This is a genomic window from Chromohalobacter marismortui (assembly GCF_004364315.1).
GTDB lineage: Bacteria > Pseudomonadota > Gammaproteobacteria > Pseudomonadales > Halomonadaceae > Chromohalobacter > Chromohalobacter marismortui.
This window is the reverse complement of sequence record NZ_SOBR01000004.1, coordinates 292,442-313,221: the sequence shown is the minus strand read 5'-3', so window position 1 is coordinate 313,221 and position 20,780 is coordinate 292,442. Positions and strand designations below refer to the sequence as shown.

General features: G+C 62.3%; 19 protein-coding genes. 10 read left to right on the top strand and 9 right to left on the bottom strand.

Annotated features, from left to right (window positions below):
* The first annotated feature begins 37 nt into the window (after positions 1 to 37).
* Complete coding sequence (locus tag C8E00_RS10765) at positions 38 to 781, top strand: GntR family transcriptional regulator (protein WP_133697503.1); 744 nt, start codon at positions 38 to 40, stop codon at positions 779 to 781.
* A 43-nt stretch (positions 782 to 824) separates the two neighbouring features.
* On the opposite strand, the gene C8E00_RS10760 is transcribed toward C8E00_RS10765, so the two are convergent.
* The 3 genes from C8E00_RS10760 to C8E00_RS10750 form a co-directional block, all read right to left on the bottom strand.
* Positions 825 to 2,282 carry an NCS1 family nucleobase:cation symporter-1 gene (locus C8E00_RS10760; RefSeq protein ID WP_133697502.1) on the bottom strand — a complete coding sequence of 486 codons (1,458 nt, stop codon included), beginning with the start codon at positions 2,280 to 2,282 and terminating at the stop codon, positions 825 to 827.
* A gap of 51 nt (positions 2,283 to 2,333) precedes the next feature.
* Positions 2,334 to 3,683 (bottom strand): NCS1 family transporter, encoded by a 1,350-nt coding sequence (locus C8E00_RS10755; RefSeq protein ID WP_133697501.1) that lies wholly within the window; start codon positions 3,681 to 3,683, stop codon positions 2,334 to 2,336.
* Positions 3,684 to 3,896: 213 nt separating this feature from the next.
* Positions 3,897 to 4,628, bottom strand: a complete 732-nt coding sequence (locus C8E00_RS10750; protein WP_133697500.1) for an aspartate/glutamate racemase family protein — start codon at positions 4,626 to 4,628, stop codon at positions 3,897 to 3,899.
* A 269-nt stretch (positions 4,629 to 4,897) separates the two neighbouring features.
* Between C8E00_RS10750 and puuE the strand changes: the two genes are divergently transcribed.
* Genes puuE through C8E00_RS10735 form a run of 3 tightly spaced genes read left to right on the top strand, consistent with a single transcriptional unit; the run spans position 4,898 to position 7,216 of the window.
* On the top strand, positions 4,898 to 5,839 hold the full coding sequence (puuE, locus tag C8E00_RS10745) for an allantoinase PuuE (RefSeq protein WP_133697499.1): 942 nt from the start codon (positions 4,898 to 4,900) through the stop codon (positions 5,837 to 5,839).
* Between the two features lie 17 nt (positions 5,840 to 5,856).
* The gene (locus C8E00_RS10740) at positions 5,857 to 6,705 is read left to right on the top strand and encodes a bifunctional allantoicase/(S)-ureidoglycine aminohydrolase (protein WP_133697498.1); all 849 of its coding nucleotides are present in this window, start codon (positions 5,857 to 5,859) and stop codon (positions 6,703 to 6,705) included.
* Positions 6,706 to 6,727: 22 nt separating this feature from the next.
* The gene (locus C8E00_RS10735) at positions 6,728 to 7,216 is read left to right on the top strand and encodes an ureidoglycolate lyase (protein ID WP_133697497.1); all 489 of its coding nucleotides are present in this window, start codon (positions 6,728 to 6,730) and stop codon (positions 7,214 to 7,216) included.
* Between the two features lie 95 nt (positions 7,217 to 7,311).
* Here the strand turns inward: C8E00_RS10735 and C8E00_RS10730 are convergent, their stop codons facing one another.
* Genes C8E00_RS10730 through C8E00_RS10715 form a run of 4 tightly spaced genes read right to left on the bottom strand, consistent with a single transcriptional unit; the run spans position 7,312 to position 11,089 of the window.
* Positions 7,312 to 8,100 carry an HpcH/HpaI aldolase family protein gene (locus C8E00_RS10730; RefSeq protein ID WP_133697496.1) on the bottom strand — a complete coding sequence of 263 codons (789 nt, stop codon included), beginning with the start codon at positions 8,098 to 8,100 and terminating at the stop codon, positions 7,312 to 7,314.
* Positions 8,097 to 9,614, bottom strand: coding sequence for a tripartite tricarboxylate transporter permease (locus tag C8E00_RS10725; protein WP_133697495.1), 1,518 nt, complete (start codon positions 9,612 to 9,614; stop codon positions 8,097 to 8,099). The genes C8E00_RS10730 and C8E00_RS10725 overlap by 4 nt, the downstream gene beginning before the upstream one ends.
* A 5-nt stretch (positions 9,615 to 9,619) precedes the next feature.
* Positions 9,620 to 10,066 carry a tripartite tricarboxylate transporter TctB family protein gene (locus tag C8E00_RS10720; RefSeq protein WP_133697494.1) on the bottom strand — a complete coding sequence of 149 codons (447 nt, stop codon included), beginning with the start codon at positions 10,064 to 10,066 and terminating at the stop codon, positions 9,620 to 9,622.
* 30 nt (positions 10,067 to 10,096) lie between these two features.
* A complete protein-coding gene (locus C8E00_RS10715; RefSeq protein ID WP_133697493.1) occupies positions 10,097 to 11,089 on the bottom strand; it encodes a tripartite tricarboxylate transporter substrate binding protein in 993 nt (330 codons plus the stop codon).
* 262 nt (positions 11,090 to 11,351) lie between these two features.
* Here C8E00_RS10715 and C8E00_RS16735 point away from each other — a divergent pair, with 262 nt between their 5' ends.
* From C8E00_RS16735 to chrA, 3 genes are all read left to right on the top strand, one after another.
* Entirely contained in the window at positions 11,352 to 11,552 is a 201-nt protein-coding gene (locus C8E00_RS16735; RefSeq protein WP_243833168.1) for a LacI family DNA-binding transcriptional regulator, read from the top strand.
* Position 11,553: 1 nt separating this feature from the next.
* Complete coding sequence (locus C8E00_RS10710; protein ID WP_243833167.1) at positions 11,554 to 12,402, top strand: substrate-binding domain-containing protein; 849 nt, start codon at positions 11,554 to 11,556, stop codon at positions 12,400 to 12,402.
* 211 nt (positions 12,403 to 12,613) lie between these two features.
* A complete protein-coding gene (chrA, locus tag C8E00_RS10705) occupies positions 12,614 to 13,816 on the top strand; it encodes a chromate efflux transporter (RefSeq protein ID WP_133697492.1) in 1,203 nt (400 codons plus the stop codon).
* Positions 13,817 to 13,956: 140 nt separating this feature from the next.
* On the opposite strand, the gene C8E00_RS10700 is transcribed toward chrA, so the two are convergent.
* Positions 13,957 to 15,726: an ATP-binding protein gene (locus C8E00_RS10700; protein ID WP_208291915.1), complete on the bottom strand. Its 1,770-nt coding sequence runs from the start codon at positions 15,724 to 15,726 to the stop codon at positions 13,957 to 13,959.
* 199 nt (positions 15,727 to 15,925) lie between these two features.
* Entirely contained in the window at positions 15,926 to 16,870 is a 945-nt protein-coding gene (gene trhO / locus C8E00_RS10695; RefSeq protein WP_133697491.1) for an oxygen-dependent tRNA uridine(34) hydroxylase TrhO, read from the bottom strand.
* A 167-nt stretch (positions 16,871 to 17,037) separates the two neighbouring features.
* On the opposite strand from trhO, the gene C8E00_RS10690 reads away from it, so the two are divergent.
* From C8E00_RS10690 to C8E00_RS16625, 3 genes are all read left to right on the top strand, one after another.
* Positions 17,038 to 18,252 (top strand): amino acid deaminase, encoded by a 1,215-nt coding sequence (locus C8E00_RS10690; protein WP_133697490.1) that lies wholly within the window; start codon positions 17,038 to 17,040, stop codon positions 18,250 to 18,252.
* Between the two features lie 142 nt (positions 18,253 to 18,394).
* A complete protein-coding gene (locus C8E00_RS10685) occupies positions 18,395 to 20,467 on the top strand; it encodes a TonB-dependent receptor family protein (protein ID WP_133697489.1) in 2,073 nt (690 codons plus the stop codon).
* Between the two features lie 79 nt (positions 20,468 to 20,546).
* Positions 20,547 to 20,714 carry a hypothetical protein gene (locus tag C8E00_RS16625; RefSeq protein ID WP_166638303.1) on the top strand — a complete coding sequence of 56 codons (168 nt, stop codon included), beginning with the start codon at positions 20,547 to 20,549 and terminating at the stop codon, positions 20,712 to 20,714.
* Positions 20,715 to 20,780: the final 66 nt, after the last annotated feature.

Here is a 20,780-nt window from a genome sequence, read left to right as displayed (position 1 = left end):
ATGCGATGATCAGCGCAAATGCATTCGGGAGCCGTGAATGAGCGAGTCACGTCAGGCGCATGCCGCCAAGAAAACGCGTCGCAACGAGGGCAAGGCCGGCGACGGTGCGCAGCGTCATGACGCCATCTATCGTGCGATCAGCGACGCCATCATCGAACATCGCCTGCAGCCCGGTGCGCGCCTGCGCGAGGATGCCCTGTCGGACGTCTTCGGTGTCAGCCGCACCGGCATCCGCAAGATCCTGCAACGCCTGGCCCTGGAGCATCTCGTTACCTTGACGCCACGTCGCGGCGCGAGCGTCTCGCGGCCGACCGCCGAGGAAGCGCGCGATGTCTTCGCCGCGCGGCAACTGGTCGAGTGCGGGCTGATGGAGCAGGTCGTGCAGCGGGCCACGGCGGCGGATGTGGCGCGGCTGCGCGACGACGCGCGCCGCGAGCGTCAGGCCCTCAAGGCCGGCAAGCAGAGCGAGGCGATCAAGCTGTCGGCGGCCTTTCATGTGCACCTGGCCGAGCTGGCGGGCAACGCCACGCTCAGTGAGTTCGTCGGCCGGTTATGCTCGCGCTCGTCGCTGATCCTGGCGGTTTACGGCAACACCGGCCACCTCGGTTGCGAGTCGCACGACCACGACGAACTGATCCGCCATCTCGAAAACGGCAACGGCGAGCGTGCCCGCGCCTTCATGCAGCGCCATCTCAAGGCCATCGAAGCCTCGCTCTCCATCGCCGAGGCGCCCGAAGAAACCCCGGACCTGAAGCGGATCTTCGACGGCGCGCTCGGTTGATGCCCCGCCGTCGCTGGCGGGACATTCAAGATACCGTACGCCTTCATGGCGCACTCGACGGGGCGGTGGACACGTCGTGCCCGCGCATCAAGGCGTAGTAGCACGCCCCGCCCAGGCCGGCACCGATTAGCCACGCGAAGCCTTCCAGCGCGGCGAGCGCCGGCACCCACACCGAGGCCAGCGAGAACAAGGCGCCGACGGCGAAGGCGACCAGGCCGCGGCGGTTCCAGCCATTCTGGTAATAATAGGCACTGCCCGGGGCGGTGGAGAACAGCGCCTGAACGTCCAAATGGCCTCGGCGGATGACGTAGTAGTCGATCACGATGATGCCGTAGAACGGCGCGATGACGGCGCCGATGGCATTGACGAAGCCGGGAATGCCGATCCGGCTGATCACGCTGACCCACAAGGCCCCGATGAAGAAGGCGATGATCGCCGTGATCAGCCCGCCGATCCGAAAGCTGATGCGGCGCGGAAACAGGTTGGACAAGTCATAGGCGGGGGGAATGAAGTTGGCGACCAGGTTGATGCCCACGGTGGCAGCGAAGAAGGTCAGCGCGGCGACGAGCGTCAGCGGCAGACTATCGACGCGGTCGACGATGTCCGAGGGGTTGGTCAGTGCCTCGCCGAACAAGGCCAGCGTGCCGGCGGTGATGATCAGGGCGATGAACGAGAACACCGCGACGTTGAGCGGCAGCCCGAGCCAGTTGCCGAGCCGCATGGCGCGCTCGCTTTTCACGAAGCGTGCGAAGTCGCCGAAGTTGATCACCACCGCGGCGAAGTACGCGATCATGGTGCCGACCACGGTGAAAAAGGCACCGACGGCGCTGCCGGCGGCGTCGCTGTTGCCGCTGAAGATGTTGCCGATGGCCGGTAGCAGCGAGGCGCCGGCTTGCCACCAGACCACGCCCATCAGCACGATCATCACCGCGTAGACCAGCGGCCCGGCCCAGTTGAGGAAGCGCTTGATGCGCTCGATGCCCGCCCAGAACATCGCCAGCTGAAATACCCACACCACTACGAAGGCCAGCCAGGCCACGCTCGACAGCCCCAAGAACTGGCCGCCCTCCGGCACGCCCAGCGCGGTCAGCAAGAGCGTGACGGCCGTGGAGGCGAAGTAGGTTTGCACGCCGTACCAGAAGATGCCGATCACCGCGCGCAGCATCGCCGGCAGGTTGGCGCCGCGCACGCCGAGGCTGGCGCGTACCACCACCGGAAACGGAATGCCGTATTTGACGCTGGGGCGCCCGGTCAGGTTGACCAGCACCATGACCACCAGGCCGGCGAGGATGATGGCAGCCATGACCGCCCAGCCGTTGAGGCCATAGCTCAGAAACAATGATGCGGCCAGGGTATAGCCGAACAGGCTCTGGATATCGTTGGCCCAGACATTGAAGATTTCGAAAGCGCCCCAGCGGCGTTCGGCATGGGGCAGTGGCGCCAGGTCGGCGTTGTAGAGACTTGCATCGGGCGCCGTGAGGCGCAGATCGTTATCGTTCATGGTAGCGCTCTATTATGTCGGTAGGCATCGTCGTGGAGGACAGCGTGAGCGTTATTGGCGGAAGCGTTGGCAGACCGGCCAGTAGCGCATCAGCAGGTAATAGGCGAGGCCGGCCGGCAGCAGGCTCGCGTACCACGAGACCGCCGAGACGTTGAGCGCCACCAGGGCGCCGATCAGCGTGGCGATGCAGGCGGCGTAATTGATGCCGCGATAAGGGCCATGCGCGTCATAGAGCTTGTCGAGATCCAGCGTGCGCCGGCGAATGAGGTAATAATCCACCGCCATGATCGCGAAGATCGGCCCCAGAAACGCCGAATAGGTCTGTACGAACAGCTGCAGTCCGGCCGCCGAGTCGTCCTTGACCAGCTCCCAGGGAAAGGTCGCGAAGGCCAGCAGCCCCACGATCACGGTGGCGCTGCGGAATTTCAGCTTGAACACGTCCATCAGCACGTAGGTCGGCGGCACCACGTTGTTGAGCACGTTGGTGGTGACCTGGGCGAAGGCGATGAACAGCAGGGTGGTGATCAGAAGCGGTGGGTTGTCGACGGCGTTGGCGAAGACATCGATGGGATCGGCGACGCCGGTGGCGCCGGAGACCATCAGCCCGATCAAGCCCATGAACAGCGTGCAGGGCAAAATCGACATGGCGTAGAGCGTGCTCAGAAGCCCCGGCCCGCTGCCGTGCTTGAGCTCGCGGGAGTAGTCGCTGGCATTGAGGATCATGGTGCTGTAGATGCCCAGGAACAGCATCGTCGCGCCCCAGAAGGGCAGTCCCCAGGTACCGTCGATGTCGATCAACTGTTCGCCGATCACGTCGCCGTATTTGTCGAGCACGCTGAAGAACATGTAGACCAGCGAGGCCAGGATGAAGCCACTGCCGATGTTTTCCAGCCACTTGATGCCCTGGAAGCCGAACACCGACAGGGCGATCTGCAAGAACTGGAAGGCGATGAAATAGAACACCAGGTTGTCGAAGCCCAGCAGGGTCGACGAGACGGCGTTAAGGGCGCCGGCGCCGATCCAGCTCTGGAAGCCGTACCAGACGATGGCCGGCACCGCGCGGATGAGCCCCGGCAAGCGCGTGCCGGTAAAGCCGAAGGCGCTGCGTGCCTGAACCATGAAGGGAATGCCGTACTTGTAGCCGGCGGCGCCGTTGATCGTCAGCGCGACGCCGATCACCACACAGCCGATGGCGATGGCCAGCGAGGCCTGCAACAGGTTGAGCGTACCGACGATGCTCGAGCCCATGGCGAAGGTGCCGATCGACACGCAGCCACCGAACCAGGCCAGTAGGTACGAGAGGCGTCCCATGATGCGGGTACGCTGTGGGTCCAGGGACTCTTGTCCCGGTGCCTTGTCGGCAGGGCGCGGCCCTTCCGACGTGGCGGAGTCGCTTGTCATGACGCTTTCCTCGGGCGGGACCGTGCCCCGCGATTTGTTGTTGTACGCCCCCGCCGGGGGACGTCCGAGTGGCGTAGCGTGCTGCTGTTTGGCTATCTGTCAGGCGTCCTGGTGTTGTGATTGTCGGCAAGAGGACGCCGGTGATGCTTCAGGCTCGAGCGTTAGCGAGTATGGGTCGTGGCGCGGAAACGTGACTCCCCCCGTTTGCGGGCATTAGCGTGATAAATGGGCGAAATGGCCGGTGAAGGACTTGGGACGCGGAAAGGCGAGATCGCCATGCTTGCTAGTGCCCAGCCCGAGGCCGACCAGGGCCTCGGCCAATTTCACGGCGGCGGTGACCCCCTCGACGATGGGGATGCCCACCGCTTCTTCGATGGTGGCGCGCAGATCGGCCATGCCGCCGCAGCCGAGCACGATGGCGCCGATGCCGTCCTCGTCCCGGGCGCGTCGGCAGGTCTCGATCACCCGCGTGAGGGCGGCGTCGCCATCGTCCTCCAGGTCGAGCACGGGGATGTCCGCGGCACGGATACGACGGCAATGATGCGCGAAGCCATAGGCCTGCAGCAGGTGCTCGGCGATGATGCCGGTGCGGCTCAGCGTCGTGACGATGGAAAAGCGCGTGCTGATCAGGCTGGCCACGTGAAAGCCGGCCTCGGCGATGCCCAGTACCGGCGCGCGGGTCAGCTCCCGGGCCGCCATCAGCCCAGGATCGCCGAAGCAGGCGATGATGTAGGCATCGCTGCCGTCGTGCTCGCCCTTGGCGATTTCCTCGGTCACGCCCACGGCGCTGATCGCCTCGTCGAAGTGACCCTCGATGGACACCGGGCCGCTGTCCGGTTGCGTGGCCACGATCCGGGTGCCCGGCGCCGCGATGCGACTGGCGGACTCGCCGATGCGTGTCGTCATGCCGGTGCTGGTGTTGGGGTTGATGAGGTGCAAGCGCATGAGGCATTCCTTGGGTGCGCGGCAGGGTCGCGCATGTTTTGTCTACAAAATTTCTAGTATTGAATACAAAATAAGTCAATGCCGGATCGCCGTGATGTCGGACGGCTGTCGCGCCAGATATGCCTCGAGCCGCCGAGATACGCCGGATGGCGTTTGCTTCGGTCAGTGAGTCGAAGCGCTGGCAAAGACGCGACGAGGGATTGATTTTTTGTATACATCAACGCACGCTAAGTTAATCCGAGCGGCACAACAATAAACCGGGAGTCTTCATGGGCATGGCATCCTCCACCGATCCGTCCGAGGTTTACCCACGCGATCTCGTCGGCTATGGCCGCACGCCACCGCAAGCGAACTGGCCGGGCCAGGCCCGTGTCGCGGTGCAGTTCGTCCTCAACTACGAAGAGGGCAGCGAAAACAGCGTGCTGCACGGCGATAGCCACTCCGAACAGTTTCTCTCCGAGATCGCCGGGGCCGAGGCCTATCCCGACCGCCACCTGAGCATGGAGTCGATCTACGAATACGGTTCGCGGGCGGGGGTGTGGCGCGTGCTGCGTGAGTTCGAGCGGCGCGGGTTGCCATTGACCGTGTTCGGCGTCGCCATGGCGCTGGAGCGTCATCCCGAGGCGGCCCAGGCCTTCCAGGAACTGGGCCACGAGATTGCCTGCCACGGCTGGCGCTGGATTCATTATCAAAATGTGCCGGAAGCCGTCGAGCGTGCGCATATGCAGCGTGCCATCGAGGTGTTCCGCCGCTTGTACGGCGAGGCGCCTCTGGGGTGGTACACCGGCCGCGACAGCCCTAATACACGGCGGCTGTTGCTCGACCAGGGCGGCTTCCTCTACGACAGCGACTACTACGGTGACGATCTGCCGTTCTGGAGCGACGTTCAGGACAGCCAGGGCCAGACGCACCGCCACCTGATCGTGCCCTACACGCTGGATACCAACGACATGCGCTTCGCCTCGCCCACCGGCTTCGATCACGGCGAGCCCTTCTTCCAGTACCTGCGCGATGCCTTCGACGTACTCTACGCAGAAGGTGCGGAAACCCCGAAGATGCTCTCCATCGGCCTGCATTGTCGCCTGATCGGCCGCCCCGGACGCTTCCGCGCGCTGCAGCGCTTCCTCGATCACCTCGAGACCCATGACCGGGTGTGGATAACCCGGCGTGTGGATATCGCGCGCCACTGGGCGACGACGCATCCGGGATGAAAAGCGAGGAACCTCTCATGTCACAACGCAGCCACGACGCCCCTGAAAGAACCTACTATGCCCCCCATGGCGGTTTACCGCCGCAGAGCCAGTTGATTCATGGCCGTGCGGTGTTCACCGAGGCCTATGCGGTGATTCCCAAGGGGGTGATGAGCGATATCGTCACCAGTTTCCTGCCGCACTGGGAGAAGACCCGGTTGTGGGTGCTGTCGCGGCCGCTGTCCGGCTTCGCGGAGACGTTTTCGCAGTACATCATGGAGGTCTCGCCCGGTGGCGGCAGCGAGCGACCGGAGCCCGATGAAGGCGCCGAGGGCGTGCTGTTCGTGGTCGAGGGCGAGATGACGCTGACCATCGCGGGGGAAGCGCACGCGATGGGACCGGGAGGCTATGCCTATCTGCCGCCGGGCTGCGACTGGCAGCTGCGCAACGGCAGTGACGCGCCGGTGCGCTTCCACTGGATTCGCAAGGCTTACGAGTTCGTCGATGGGCTGGCGGTGCCCGAGGCCTTCGTCACCAACGACAACGACATCGCGCCGGTTGCCATGCCGGACACCGATGGCAAATGGGCCACGACGCGCTTCGTCGATCCCCAGGACGTGCGCCACGACATGCATGTCAACATCGTCACCTTCCAGCCGGGTGGCGTGATCCCCTTCGACGAAACCCATGTCATGGAGCATGGGCTCTACGTGCTGGAGGGGCGCGCGGTCTACCACCTCAATCAGGATTGGGTCGAGGTCGAGGCCGGCGACTACATGTGGCTGCGGGCCTTCTGTCCGCAATCCTGCTACGCCGCCGGGCCGGGGCCGTTTCGCTATCTGCTCTACAAGGATGTGAATCGGCACATGAAGCTGCGCCTGAGTTGAGACAATCTTCCGAGGAGAACGCATGCTCGAACTAATCGCTCAGCCCCTGACCGCCCAGGCCTTCGCGCCGTTCGGCGATGTCATCGACCGGCGGGACGCCGACGGCTTTCCCATCAACGGGGGACGCACCCAGCGCTATCACGATCTGGCGCAAATAGAGATGCTCGGCGAGGGGGCGCGGCCGCTGATCAGTCTTTTCGTCAGCCAGCCGGTCGCCATGCCGCTGACGCTGGACGTTCTCGAGCGTCATCCGCTGGGCAGTCAGGCGTTCATGCCGCTGCACGGCGAGCGCTTCGTCGTCGTCGTCGCGCCACCCGGCGAGGTCATCGACCCGGCCCGGGTACGGGCCTTCGTCACCGATGGCCGCCAGGGGGTGAACTACCGCGCCGGCACCTGGCATGCCATTCACTCGGTGCTCGACGTGGCAGGCGAGTTTCTGGTGGTCGATCGTGGCGGAGCGGGCGACAACTGCGACGAGCATTCGCTGGCGATGCGCGTGAGCCTATCCTGAACGATCAGCTGGCGCAGCGCCGACGGGCTTGAGGCCAGAAGGCCATCGTCGGGCTGCGTTTGTTGCCGGATGCGCGGTCCGAGACGCCAGCTAGACTAGACGGCGTCGAAGTCCGCCGTGCGTGCCCGCCAGGTTTCGGCCTCGGCGCGTAGCGTGCTGGCGAACAGGGCGATATCGTTGGGACCGGCGACGAAGCGGTAACCGCTGTCGCTAAGCGTGGCGACATCGCGCTCTGGGCCGGTGATGGTGCCCATAAAGCGCCCGCTGGCGGTGATGCGCCGCTCCAGGTCGCCGATCAGTTCTCGAACCTCGGTATCCTCGAGGCGCTCCAGCCTGCCCAGCGAACCGGCCAGGTCGTTGGGACCGATGAACAGCATATCGAGGCCGTCGACGGCGGCGATCGCTTCCACGTCGCGGGCGGCATCGACGTGTTCGATCTGGCCGATCAGCAACAGCTCGTCGTTGGCATGACGGGCGTAGTCGTCGATCGCCCCGTAGCCCGAGGCGCGTACGATCGGCGCCGCGTAGCCGCGATTGCCCTGCGGTGGATAGCGGCAGGCAGCGACGAATGCCTGGGCCTGAGCGGCGTCGTTGATCATCGGCACCATGATCGAGCGCACCCCCATGTCGAGGACCTTCTTCAGGTAGGCCGAGTCGTTGGCGGGAATGCGCAGGACGACCTCGCCGCCGGCCGCCTCGATGGTGCGCACCAGGTGCGCGGTGTGTTCGAGACTGGAGACACCGTGTTCGTTGTCGATCAGTACGGTTTTCCAGCCGGCGCCGACGGCGGCCTCGGCGAGTTCCGGGCTGGCGCTTTCCAGCCACAGCGCGCTGACGGTACGACCCTCACGCAGGGCGGCCTTGGTTGGATTGTGTCGTTTCATGAGTGGGATTCCTTTGGTGATGCGGGCGAGCGGCGGCGCAGCGCGTCGCGGGCGGCGCGCCAGAGCAACAACGCCCAGACGAGCAGGGTCAGAATGCCCAGGGCCGCCGCCCACGGACGTTCGAAAAAGGCCAACAGATCGCCCTGGGCCTTGAGCATCGAGGTCATGAAATTGTCCTCGACGATGCCACCCAGCACGATGCCGAGAATCGTCGGTGCCAGCGGAAAGCCGTTGGCTTCCATGACGTATCCCAGGGCCCCTAGGGCAAGCACGGTCCAGATGGCGACCACCGAGTTGGTGATGGCATAGGCTCCCACCAGCGAGAACAGCAGCACGATGGGCATTAATATCCGGCGTGGAATGCGCACGATATGGCTGGACGCCATGATCACCAGCAGACCGGCAGGGAGCATGGCGAGATTGCTCAGTGCGAAAGCCCCATACAAGGTATGCACCAGTTCCGGTGATTGGGTGAAGATTTGCGGTCCCGGTGACATACCGTTGAGCAGCAGGATGCCGATGGCAATGGCGGTGACGCTGTCGCCGGGGATGCCGAACACCAGCGCCGGCGTCCAGGCGCCGCCGATGGCGGCATTGTTGGCGGCTCCGCCGTCGGCTACGCCTTCGATGTAGCCGGTACCGTAACGTTCGGGATGGGACGAGAATCGTCGTGAGATGGCATAGCAGATCCACGCGGCAATATCGGCTCCTGCGCCTGGTAACGCGCCGATCAGGGTGCCCAAGATGCTGGATCTGGCGATGTTGCGCTTGAAACCGCGCAGTGTGTCCGCTGCTTCGCGCAATGCCTGAGAAAATGACTCCTGAGTTGCGACAGTGGGCTGCTCGCTACGTCTTGTCTGAACACTTCTCAGGATTTCACTGAGCGCAAACAGGCCGATGATGGCAGGGATAAAACTGATACCGGCGAATAGTTCGTAGTATCCGAAGGTGAAACGGGGATAACCGACGGCAACGCCGATGCCGATCGTGGCGATGAACAGGCCAATGAATAAACTGGCAAAGCTTTTGGCGACGCTGCCATTACTGGTCAGCACGGCACAGCTTAGCCCCAGGCAGGCCAACCAGAAGGTCTCGAAGCTGGAGAACTGCATGGCCACACGGGCCAGTTGTGGTGCGATCAACGCCAACAAGGCGACGCCTACCAGTCCCCCTATGCAGGCGGCGAATAAAGAGGTCATCAGCGTCGAGCGTGAACGCCCGGCTCGGGAAAGCCGATACGCATCCTCGACGTAGGCCGCAGAGGCCGGGGTGCCGGGAATACGCATCAGCGTACCGGGAACGTCGCCGGCGAAGATCGCCGTGGTGGTGGTGGCAACGATGGCGCTGATGGCGATCATCGGGTCCATGAAGTACGTAAACGGCACCAGCAGGGCCACCGCCATGGTGGCTGTCAGGCCTGGCATGGCGCCGATGAACGTACCGTAGAGCGTACAGGCGGCAATGACCGCCAGGGACGCGGGGCTGAACAGAGCGATGAGGCTCGAGATACTCATGGGTGTCACCACGCCCACGGTGTCAGCAGGCCCCAGGGAAGCGGAACGTGCAACAGCGAATAGAACAACAGGTGCACGCCGATCACCAGGGGCAGTGCCAGCAGCACGGAACCCGTGATGCGCATCCCGAACAGCAGACACGTGGCGGCGACTGCTAGGAACGAGGTGATATGAAACCCCAATGGGTCGAGCAATAGAGCGTATCCCGCGACGACGGTCAGTAGGGCCAGAGGGCGAGTAGTCGACCGCCGCGTGGCGTTGGGCGTTGCCCGCCTCCGGGAGCCGAAGCCGATCGCTGCACCGCAAAGCATCAAGCCGGTCGCTGCGATAGAGGGAAACAATCCAGGGCCATACGTCAGCCCAGCCGGGGTCGGAAAGGTCGAGGCGCGCCACATGACCAGCGCGCCGAAGATGACTAGCAAGCACCCCGATATGCGATCATTGCAGGACATGGACACCTCTCGTGTAGCGGTGTGTCATGATTATTGGGCGAGACCGATCGCCTTGATGACCTCACCCAGTTGCCGGTCGGCCTCGGCTAGGGTTTGGGCGGTCTCTTGACGACCTTCGAACACGACAGGAGTACCACGGCTACGCTTGAATTCGGCCCAGGCTTTGCTGTGCACGGCATCGTCGATGGCCTGTTCATAAGCACAAGCGATTTCGTCGGGTAGTCCCTTGGGTCCGCTGACCGTGACGAAAGCGCCCATTGTCCAGCCACTGTCGAGAATATCGCTTGTCAAGGGCACCTTGGGCATCTGTTCCATCGGCGTATCGCTCATGTAAGCCAGCGCCTTGAGTTCCCCTTGTTCGACTAGGTTACGGGCCTCGGAGAGCGCCGGCGTGGCGACATCGACGCCGCCTGCCATCAACTCCTTGAGTGCCGGCGCTGCACCTTGGCTGGGTATCCAGCGAATGGCGTCTGGTGCCAACCCTTCGGCCTTCAGCATGCCGGCCAGCGCCAGATGCCAGATACCGCCCTGAGCGGTTCCCGAAGCGGTCAGTTCTCCAGGATTCTGGCGTGCCTCGTCCAGTAGGGCCTCAAGTGACTCGTAGGGCGAGTCTTGATTGACCAGCACTGCTGCCGAGGTGCGATCGATAAGGGCGATGGGGGTGATGTCCTTATAGGTCAGTGGCGTCAAGCCGATCCAGTGCATGGTGTCGATTTCGACCGTGGCGGCGCCAATGGTGTAGCCGTCGGGTTGACTGCGGGCGAGCATGGTATGGCCGACGACGCCGTTGCCACCGGTGCGATTGACGACGTTGAAGGGGACACCCATTTCTTCCTCGAGCAGGCTGGCCAGACGGCGTGAGTTGGCGTCGGTGCCGCCGCCGGTGCCCCATGGGACGATAAAGGTCACGGCGCGCTCGGGCTGCCAGCTACAGGCTTCCGGCTCATTGGCCTGGGCAGCCGCTAGCGAGGTCCATAGGGCCAAAGCGGCGGTCATCATCGTTGTCGAAGTCGCGCGAACCATGCTGTGTCCTCCTAACCGTGGTGTGAGCCTTCCAGACGGCTTAAGCGACTTGCCCGAGCCGCCTTTGTGATTCTTTTTTACACAGTTCAATCGATTGAACCAATGCGACCTTGGTCGTTGAACCAAAGGGACACCCACCACGTTGTCGCCTTCGATATCCCTGAAAAGGGCGCTATGAGAGGATGTTAGCGGCAGTGAGAAAGTACGGCGTGGCTGGGTGTGCGCTGCCACCTGTGAAATCGTGGGAGTTGAGATTCGATACATGGCACAACGACCGACATTGAAGACTATCGCCGATCGAGTAGGCGTGACCGTTTCCGCAGTCTCGCTGGCATTGCGTGACGACCCGCGCATTTCTCAGGCGACCCGGGAGTGCATTCATCAGGCGGCCCAAGCACTGGGTTACGTCTACAATCGACATGCAGCGGGCCTGAGGCGCGGCGATAGCGGTATGCCTCAATGACTTGAGCAACCCTTTCTTCACCGAATTTCTCGGGCACATGGAGGCTCGCTTTCGCGAGGCGGATCGCATGATGCTGTTCTGCCATGCCCATGAAACGCCATCGATTCAGGCCCGTTTCATTCGCCAAATGGCCGAACATGGTGCTGCAGGATTGATTCTGGTGCCTGTCGCCGGCACCACTCGCGAGGATCTCGATGGACCCCAGGTCCGGCATCTACGCGATTTTCCTTTGGTGATGATCTCACGGGATGTGGCTGACACCGACTTTGACCGCGTCATCAACGACGATGAGCTGGGTATCCGCTTGCTATTCGATCATTTATACGCCATGGGGCATCGACACTTTGCCTGGTTGGGTGGGGGCGGAGACACCTCGACGGCCCGAGATCGTGAGCGTTCATTCCGACAGCAAATGGGTGCCGCCGGGCTTTCCGTGAGAGACGAGACGATTCACCACGGTCCCACCTCGCTGGCCTTTGGCGATACCATGCTCGAAACGTTGCTGGCATCGTCGACGCCCCCGACAGCGATTGTCTGCTTTTCGGATATCATCGCTTTCGGCGTGCTGGCGGCCTGTTACCGACATGGGCTGCGCCCGGGGGTGGATATCTCGGTCACCGGTTTCGATGACATGGGGGCGGCAGCCTACTCCGCACCAGCACTTACCAGTGTACGGGTGCGTACGGACTTGATCGGTCAGCGAGCCAGCGAGTTGCTGTTGGCGCGCATTGCCGGTGACCGTCATCCGGCGGTGCGAGAGTTAGTGCCGCCGGAGTTGGTGGTGCGCGCTACGACGGGGCCACCTCAAGATATTGAACCGCTGCGCTGTGCTCCCGCGCGACTGACCTGAACGCCTGCAACCGCTTCCTGAGCGAAGAATGTACGGTCTCCCATTGCCACCAGGGCGGTGTGGTGTCTCTACCTGCTCATATTGCGACGAATGTCTGTTCGAGAACCGCGTGAGTTTATAAGCACGCGCTGCGCCTTGGTGGTGTTCAACGGTAAGGGCGGGCACGGTGAGCGCTGGTTTCTCCTCATCCGCTTGTTCGGGAGCCGGTTCCATGCGAGATGCTCGCCATTCCATCGCACGTATCAAGGAAGTCTTCTTTGCCTTTCTGGTGCTGGGGCTGACCGCCTTCGGTGGCCCCATTGCCCATCTGGGGTATTTCCGTGCCGAGTTCGTCACGCGTCGCCGCTGGTTGTCGGAAGCGGATTACGCGGATCTGGTGGCGCTGTGTCAGTTTCTCCCGGGCCCCGCCAGCAGTCAGGTCGGCTTCGCTCTGGGACTGTTGCGAGGTGGGGGATGGGGAGCTGTGGCTGCCTGGACGGCCTTCACCCTGCCTTCGGCCCTGGTGCTGGTGCTGTTCGCGTCAGGGGCCGCGGCCCTCGATGGGCCGATCAGCGAGGGTATCCTGCATGGTCTCAAGGTGGCGGCCGTGGCGATCATCGCCCACGCCGTCTGGGGCATGGCGCACAAGCTGTGTCCGGATCAGCGGCGTGCCGGCATTGCGCTGGCGGCGCTGCTGATCGTCGTGCTGATCGGTGGTCCGGTGGGAATGATCGCGGCCATTCTCGCCGGTGCGGTGGGCGGTATGCTGTTGTGCCGAGATCAGGGTGGCCCAGTGTCGCGAGACTTGCACTTCCCGGTGTCTCGACGCGCCGCCCGAATCGCCGCGGTGTGTTTCGTCACGCTGCTGATCGGGCTGCCTGGGCTGGCCTGGGTGTCGTCGTCCCCGGTGCTGTCGATGGCGGACGCCTTCTACCGGGCCGGTGCGCTGGTCTTCGGGGGCGGGCATGTGGTGCTCCCGCTGCTGGAAAGTGAGGTCGTCCAGTCGGGCTGGGTCACGCCCGATCGTTTTCTCGCGGGATATGGCGCCGCCCAAGCGATCCCTGGGCCGCTATTCACCTTTGCAGCGTACCTCGGCGCCGAGATGGGGGCGTGGTCCGTGCCGCTGCTCGGTGCGGCCTTGGCGCTCATCATGATCTTCTTGCCGGGGCTCGCATTGCTGGTGGCCGTGCTGCCCTACTGGAACGGTTTCAGGCGCCTGGAACGCGTACAGTCATTGATGCGAGGCGCGAATGCCGCCGTGGTGGGCATTTTGGGGGCCGCGCTCTACCAGCTGGTGTGGACCAGTGTGATTATCGGCTCTTCCGAGTTTGCCTTGGCATTGACGGGCTTTCTGCTCTTGAGCGTCTGGAAATGGCCGGCCTGGGCGGTGGTGGCCATCCTGGCGCTCGGGGGGATCGTCATTACGCTGTCGTGAGTGCGTAGTGTTAGGAGAAGCCCTAGGCTTCATTGGTGAGGGCTTGTTTATTCATCCTGCTTTCCTTGAGCATGCGTCGCGAGATAGGCCTGATCGGGGCGGTTAGGGTCGTCTAGGTAGAGATAAGTCAATAAGTCTTCTCAGCGAAGCGAGTTAAGGTACTGTTTTTGAATATATTCTGGGTTGCGTTGCAACAAAAGGGCAAGCTCGCTGACTCGGTATGGCCGAAGAGCACAAAGTGAGACGATCACGTTCCTTATGCGTGATGTATCGCGGGTTCTTTGTCCCAACTCGCTCAACTGTTGGGCTAGAGGCTCCGGTAGCTCTGCCAGAAGCTCTGTCCGCGGTGCGGTCGATAAGCTGTCGGACTCCGGAGATAAGCTGTCGGACTCCGGAGATAAGCCGTCGGACTCCGGAGATAAGCCGCCGGACTCCGGAGATAAGCCGAAAAGGTCGTCGGTAAGATCCATTTCATTTGGAAAGCGTTCACCCGGAACGTAATAGGTTGCTGAGCCTTTAGGAATCTGTGTCAGCAGCCCCAGGTCACGCAACCGCACCAAGTGCTGACTGGCTGTCAGCGTATCGACGCGGCTCTGGGCGCGATAGTCTGCGTTAGTGATACGGCCGGTTTCGCGAACCAGCAGCAGGGCACGGCACTCTTCTTCCATAAGCTGTAGATGTCGGAAGTGTTTTAACCACTCAACAGCTTCTTCGTCCAGGAAATGTACAAACAGCAGAGTGGCCATGAAGCGATCTTCATGACGCTGAGACTCGAAGACCGGCGGCGTCAGCCCAGCTTGTTCCATATGGCGACGCATGACACGAATGCCGCTGCCTTTGGTTTCTGCATAGCGTGTCTCGTGCAGTACGGCGGCCAGTGTCGGGTTGCGCCAAGCACTACCTGGCTGACCTAGCTGTTCCTCGGGCTTTAATGAATAGCCGGGGTTATGAATCTCGATGCGGTTGCTGAAGCGGATAATCTGCACCGGCTCGTGACGCCGGTAGTTGCGGTGCATCAGCGCATTGACGATGGCCTCACGAATTACTTTGGCGGGAATTAGCGGCGTATCGCTGCGCTGTTGGCTGCCTTGGGGCAGGTGAAAAGCGGTGGGCAAGTCATCCATGACCGTTGCCGCAGCGCGATTGATCAGGCGCGGCAAGGTATCGCGCATGTCCAAGGTGGTGAAACGTTGGTCGGGATCGTCGATCCACTCCTTGCCGGGCACCCGGATATAGTCCACTCGCTGGGCGGGCAATAAGCGTCTGAGTGCAATCCGTCGGCCGAACAGCAAGGTGCCGGCCAGGGTCGGCTTCAGTTCGCCACGCTGGCGCGTGACAGCGCCCAGCGCTTCCAGAAGTTCCTCGTCGGTGTAGTGGAGCTCTTCGGCCAACTCGTTGGTGGCACGCCGGTCGCGGCGGTAGTCCTCGACGGCGTCAGGGTCGATATCCTCGAGCGTGGCAGCTTCCAGTATCGAGCGGTCAAATTCGAGCTGGGCACGCTGCTGATAAAGAACCTCCAGATCATCGCTGTTGCAGCGGTAATCGCCGTTTGGTCCTCGCCGCCAGGCTGCTCTGGGTAGCGCCGAGGCCTGAAAATAGATCGGTTTGTCGCCGGGACGCGCCTCTGCCACATAAACGGCAATCACGCGCTTGCCTTCGACCAGCTCGGTGTTGGCTTGTACACGAATAGGCACGTTGAACTTGCTGGCGCAGGCCGAATGCAGGTCATTCAATAGACGATCGGGATCATCGATGCCCTCGACCTGATAATGGCCTTGGTCGTCATCGGCCACGCCCAGCAGCGGGTAACCCCCATCCAGTCCTGGCTCGTTGGCGAAGGCGCAAGTGGTCTCCAGCATCGACTTGCCCATGGCTCTGCCGCGCTTGGCCTCGATACGCTCGGATTGCATCTAGCAAGCGTAGTTGTTCGAGCAGTTCGGCGACGGACATCACGAGGTGGTCTCTCTTTATGCAAGGCGCGCGAGCGCGTTTTTGACGGTTCTGTATGCTTCAACAAGATCACATGGCCTGCCATGAACGACAAGGCCCCGCAGTACGGGGCCTTGTCGTGCTGGTTCAATCCTGTCCGGTAGCTCTAGCTGCCCGCTTTCATATCTGGCGCGGGTCGCGCCCCAGCGGATGCGGCTCGCCGCGTTGCTTGGCAAGCTCGATCTGACGCTGGCGTTCGCGGGCGCTGTTGCGGGTCTTCTCCGGCAGGCTGTCCCAGCAATGCGGGCAGCTCACGCCGGGCTCGTATTTCGCGGAGGCCATGTCGGCCTCGGAGATCGGCCGGCGGCAGGCGTGGCACTGTTCGAATTCGCCCTCGGCGAGGTCGTGGCGCACGGTCACGCGGTTGTCGAAAACGAAGCACTCGCCCTGCCAGCGTGACTGTTCCTCGGGGACCTTTTCCAGATAGCTCAGAATGCCGCCCTTGAGGTGATATACCTCTTCGAAGCCCTCATTGAGCATGAAGCTGGAAGCCTTTTCGCAGCGGATGCCGCCGGTGCAGAACATCGCTACCTTTTTGTGCTTGGCGGGATCGTAGTGCGCCTTCACGTAATCCGGGAACTCACGGAACGTCTTGGTCTGCGGGTCGATGGCGCCCTCGAACGAGCCGATTTCCACTTCGTAATCGTTGCGCGTGTCGATGACCAGCACTTCCGGGTCGGCGATGACATCGTTCCAATCCTCGGGTTCGACATAGGTGCCGACCGTCTGGTTGGGATCCACCCCGTCGACGCCGAGGGTGACGATCTCGCGCTTGAGCTTGACCTTGGTGCGATAGAACGGATGCGCGTCGCAGTAGGATTCCTTGTGGTCGACCGCGGCCAAGCGCGGGTCGGCGCGCAGCCAGGCAAGCAGCGCGTCGATGCTCTCGCGCGTACCGGAAACGGTGCCGTTGATGCCCTCAAAGGCGAGCAGCAAGGTACCTTTCACGTCGTGGGCGCGCATCGTTTTGAGCAGGGGCTCGCGCAGGGCTTCGTAATCGTCGAGAGTGACGAACTGATAGAGCGCCGCGACCACGATGGGCGGCGTGTCGTGCGGTTGGGTCATGCTTGTCTCCTGGTAATCGTCCCCGTAAAGGACGGACCGGGTGAATCGTTGGCGAGTGCCAAGGGGGCGTATTTTACGCATTCCAGAAGGGGGATGCATCTGTGGCAGGATGCCGCTCTCGATGATCATCGAAACGCATACAAAAACCGTCAGGTAAGGAGAATACGATGCCCGAATTCAAGCCATCGCCTGTGGAAAAAGGCACGCCGCTATCACGTCCGGCGCATCTGCTACATGATGTGCCGCTGCCGGCGGCGGTGGTCTTCGAGGCGCCGTTGACCCACAACCTGGCGTGGATGCAACGCTTCGCCGATGAGCACGGTGCCAAGCTGGCCCCGCACGGCAAGACCACCATGGCCCCGGCGTTGTTCAAGCGGCAGATCGCGTCAGGAGCCTGGGGGATCACGCTGGCGACGGCGGTGCAGACGGTGGCGGCGCATGCCCATGGCATCGACCGCGTGCTGATGGTCAATCAGCTGGTCGGTCGGCCGAACATGGCGCTGGTGGCGGATGCCATCGAGGCGGGGCTGGCGTATTGCTGCGTGGTGGACGGTGCCGATAACGTGCGCGATTTGGGGGCATTTTTTGCCGAACGCGGTTTGATATTGAATGTATTGATCGAGCTGGGTGTCGACGGCGGCCGCTGCGGTTGCCGCACCGCCGAACAGGTCGAGACGCTGGTCGCGGCGATCGCCGAGCAACCAGCGCTGGCGCTCGTTGGCATCGAAGGTTACGAGGGCATGATCGCCGGTGGCGACGAGGCCGCGTCAGTATGTGCCTACGGCAAGCGGTTGGTCGACACCGTGCGGACGTTGCAGGCCAGCGGCGTGCTTCAATGCGAGGCGCCGATCGTCACGGCCTCCGGCTCCAAGTGGTTCGATCTGATCGCCGAGGCCTTCGACCAGGCAGCATTGCGTGAGCACTACACACCGGTGCTGCGGCCAGGGTGCTATGTGGTGCACGATCACAAGCTCTATGCCGGCGCGATGGCGAACGTGAAAGCACGTCATCCGGGGCTTGAGGGTGAGCTGCAGCCTGCGCTCGAGGTCTTTGCCCATGTGCAGTCGTTACCCGAGCCGGGGTTGGCGATCATCGCGCTGGGCAAGCGCGATATCGGCCATGAGCCGGATTTACCATTGCCGCTGCGCCGTTACCCATGGGGAACGGAGGGCGAGCCATGGTTTGACGTCAGTGGCTGGCGGACGACGCATATCATGGATCAGCATGTATTCCTCGCGCTTCCCGAGGACGCCGATATCGCCGTAGGCGATGTGATCGCCTTTGGCACGTCGCATCCCTGCCTGACGTTCGATAAATGGCGTCGCGTGTTGTGTGTCGATGCGTCGCTGGAGGTAACGGAGGTGATGGCGACACACTTTTGAGTGGTTCAAACATGCGATGTGTGAAATGGCGATTAGACTTAAGGCGGGGGTGCGTATGATATGCTAATATGCGCCCCCGCTTAATGAATTCGTCTACCGGCGGCTTCTCGTCTTCCCGTAGACCCGACCTGTCGATATCGCCATGATCCATCGTTATCTCCAAACTTCCTTGTTGCTGGGCGCCTTGAGCGTTTCCGGCGTTGCCTTCTCCCAATCCTCCGCACCTGAGGTAATGGAAGTCACGGCTCCACGCCTCGATCGCGAGCTCTATGCCACGCCTTCTGCCGTGTCTGTAATCGATCGCGAAGACATCGCGCGAGGCCAGCAGCGCGTACGGCTCGACGAGTCGCTGGTGACCGTGCCCGGCGTGTACCTGCAGAACCGCTATAACTTCGCCCAGGGCGAACGCATTGCCATTCGTGGCTTCGGTGCGCGTACGCCTTGGGGGGTGCGCGGCATCACGCTGATGGTCGATGGCATTCCTTACACCTTGCCGGATGGGCAGGCGCAGACCGATGCCATCGATCTGGATAGTGCCCAGCGTATCGAGGTGATTCGTGGCCCGGCGTCGGTGCAGTACGGCAACGCTGCAGGCGGCGTGATCAGCGTGACCACCGCGACGGGGCGTGATGATCCAGGCAGCAACGTGCGTCTCGGGGTGGGGAGCAACGGCTATCGCAAGGCCTCGGTCAGCAATGGCGGCGTCGAAGGCCCCTGGTCGCACCACGTGAGCTTCTCGGCGCTGAAGACAGACGGTTATCGCGAGCATAGCGCCGCCGAGAAATACTTGTTCAACGGCAAACTGCGTCGTGAATTTGGCGACGACCGCGCGCTCACCGCCATCGTCAACCTGCTCGACAGCCCCTATGCTGAAGACCCGGGCGGCATGACCCGCGAACTGGTCAACGAGGACCGCGAAGGGACTACCGACAGCGCATATTATTCGCCGACGCGAATAGACTCTGGCCAAGAAGTCGATCAGCAGGTGATCGGCCTGCAGTACGAAGACCTTGATGCGGGACCTGGCGAGCTCTACCTCAAGGGCTTTTATTTGCATCGTGACTATCAGCAACAGTTGGCTTACGCCGGCGATGACAATTTCGTCGCCTATGAGCGCGACTACTATGGTGGCAGTGCCGAATACCATCAGACACTCTCGCTCGGTGAAATGCCGCTGACGTATGTAGCGGGTGTGGATGTAGCGCGTCAGGAGGATGCCCGTTATCGAGAAGCCGTTAGTATCGACGGCGTTCATCAGGGCCGGACTGCTGAGGAAACCCAGCAAGCGACGTCTCTTGGTGTTTTTTTACAGGGCGATCTGGATTTGACCGAGCGCTGGATGCTATCGCTGGGCGCCCGTTATGATCGAATTACGTTCGATATAGATGATCATTATTTTGCCGACGCAAGCAACCCTGGCCCAGGCGATGACAGTGGCGAGCGGACGTTCCGCCAATGGAGTGGTAGTGCAGGACTAAGCTTCCGTTACCTCCCCACGCATCAGGTCTATCTGTCCACCGGTACGTCCTTCGAGACGCCGACGTTCTCCGAATTCGCTAATCCTTACGGCGGTGGCGGCTTCAATCCGGGTATCGAACCGCAAAAGGCTTGGAACCGTGAAATCGGGTTGCGGGGCCATTTCGCCAACGGGCTCGATTATGATGTTGCCGTATTTTCGACTCGCGTAAGGGACTCATTGGTGTCCTATCAAGGCGATGATGGGCGTGGTTTCTATCGCAACGCTGGCAAGAGTCACCATGAGGGGATCGAAACCTCGCTGGGCTGGCAGCTGACACCGCGTTGGCGGATCGATAGCGCGCTGACGCTGGCGCGTTACGAATACGATGATTACGTCGTCAATGGTAATAACTACGATGGCAATCGCATCCCCGGGTTGCCAGAGCAAACCTGGATCAATCAGTTGACGTGGGAAGGGCTCGATGAGCGCTTTGCGACGCTCGAGGCACAGTACATCGGTGACATGGTGGCGGACGACGCCAACGATGTGCAGGTCGACGACTACTGGCTAGTGAATCTACGCGCCGGCGATGGTTGGCACCTGGGCGGCGATACCTTGCTCAAGGGCTACATGGGTATCCGTAATCTCTTCGCTCAAGAGCATTTCGCCAACGTGATCATCAATGCGACCAATGAGCGCTATTTCGATACGGCGCCGGGGCGGACCGTCTACGCTGGTATGGAAGTCGCGTTCTAAGCGCGGCGCATCAATGGCTCACTGGTCGAAGGCGGCGGCCGGTGGGCTCGGGATCGATAAGCGATAAAAGAGGGAACTCATGCGTTATCTATTGGCAATGGCAGGTGTCGTGCTACTGGTGGCGGGGCTTGCCGGCTGCACGGTCAATACTTATGACAACGGTCAACGTGAGGTCAAGGCCGGCGTACCGCAAAGCGGGCCGACCAGCAACCCGGCGGACATCTCGCGTTCTGCGGAAACGCCTTGAGCGCTGCACGCTCCTCATGGCGTGGCATCAGACATGCTCCATGAAAACGGCCCCTCCGTGGAGGGG

Coding starts and splice junctions, on each gene's coding strand:
- C8E00_RS10765 (WP_133697503.1), top strand. CDS start 38: ATGAGCGAGTCACGTCAGGCGCATGCCGCCAAGAAAACGCGTCGCAAC.
- C8E00_RS10760 (WP_133697502.1), bottom strand. CDS start 2,282: ATGAACGATAACGATCTGCGCCTCACGGCGCCCGATGCAAGTCTCTAC.
- C8E00_RS10755 (WP_133697501.1), bottom strand. CDS start 3,683: ATGACAAGCGACTCCGCCACGTCGGAAGGGCCGCGCCCTGCCGACAAG.
- C8E00_RS10750 (WP_133697500.1), bottom strand. CDS start 4,628: ATGCGCTTGCACCTCATCAACCCCAACACCAGCACCGGCATGACGACA.
- puuE (WP_133697499.1), top strand. CDS start 4,898: ATGGGCATGGCATCCTCCACCGATCCGTCCGAGGTTTACCCACGCGAT.
- C8E00_RS10740 (WP_133697498.1), top strand. CDS start 5,857: ATGTCACAACGCAGCCACGACGCCCCTGAAAGAACCTACTATGCCCCC.
- C8E00_RS10735 (WP_133697497.1), top strand. CDS start 6,728: ATGCTCGAACTAATCGCTCAGCCCCTGACCGCCCAGGCCTTCGCGCCG.
- C8E00_RS10730 (WP_133697496.1), bottom strand. CDS start 8,100: ATGAAACGACACAATCCAACCAAGGCCGCCCTGCGTGAGGGTCGTACC.
- C8E00_RS10725 (WP_133697495.1), bottom strand. CDS start 9,614: ATGAGTATCTCGAGCCTCATCGCTCTGTTCAGCCCCGCGTCCCTGGCG.
- C8E00_RS10720 (WP_133697494.1), bottom strand. CDS start 10,066: ATGTCCTGCAATGATCGCATATCGGGGTGCTTGCTAGTCATCTTCGGC.
- C8E00_RS10715 (WP_133697493.1), bottom strand. CDS start 11,089: ATGGTTCGCGCGACTTCGACAACGATGATGACCGCCGCTTTGGCCCTA.
- C8E00_RS16735 (WP_243833168.1), top strand. CDS start 11,352: ATGGCACAACGACCGACATTGAAGACTATCGCCGATCGAGTAGGCGTG.
- chrA (WP_133697492.1), top strand. CDS start 12,614: ATGCGAGATGCTCGCCATTCCATCGCACGTATCAAGGAAGTCTTCTTT.
- C8E00_RS10700 (WP_208291915.1), bottom strand. CDS start 15,726: ATGCAATCCGAGCGTATCGAGGCCAAGCGCGGCAGAGCCATGGGCAAG.
- trhO (WP_133697491.1), bottom strand. CDS start 16,870: ATGACCCAACCGCACGACACGCCGCCCATCGTGGTCGCGGCGCTCTAT.
- C8E00_RS10690 (WP_133697490.1), top strand. CDS start 17,038: ATGCCCGAATTCAAGCCATCGCCTGTGGAAAAAGGCACGCCGCTATCA.
- C8E00_RS10685 (WP_133697489.1), top strand. CDS start 18,395: ATGATCCATCGTTATCTCCAAACTTCCTTGTTGCTGGGCGCCTTGAGC.
- C8E00_RS16625 (WP_166638303.1), top strand. CDS start 20,547: ATGCGTTATCTATTGGCAATGGCAGGTGTCGTGCTACTGGTGGCGGGG.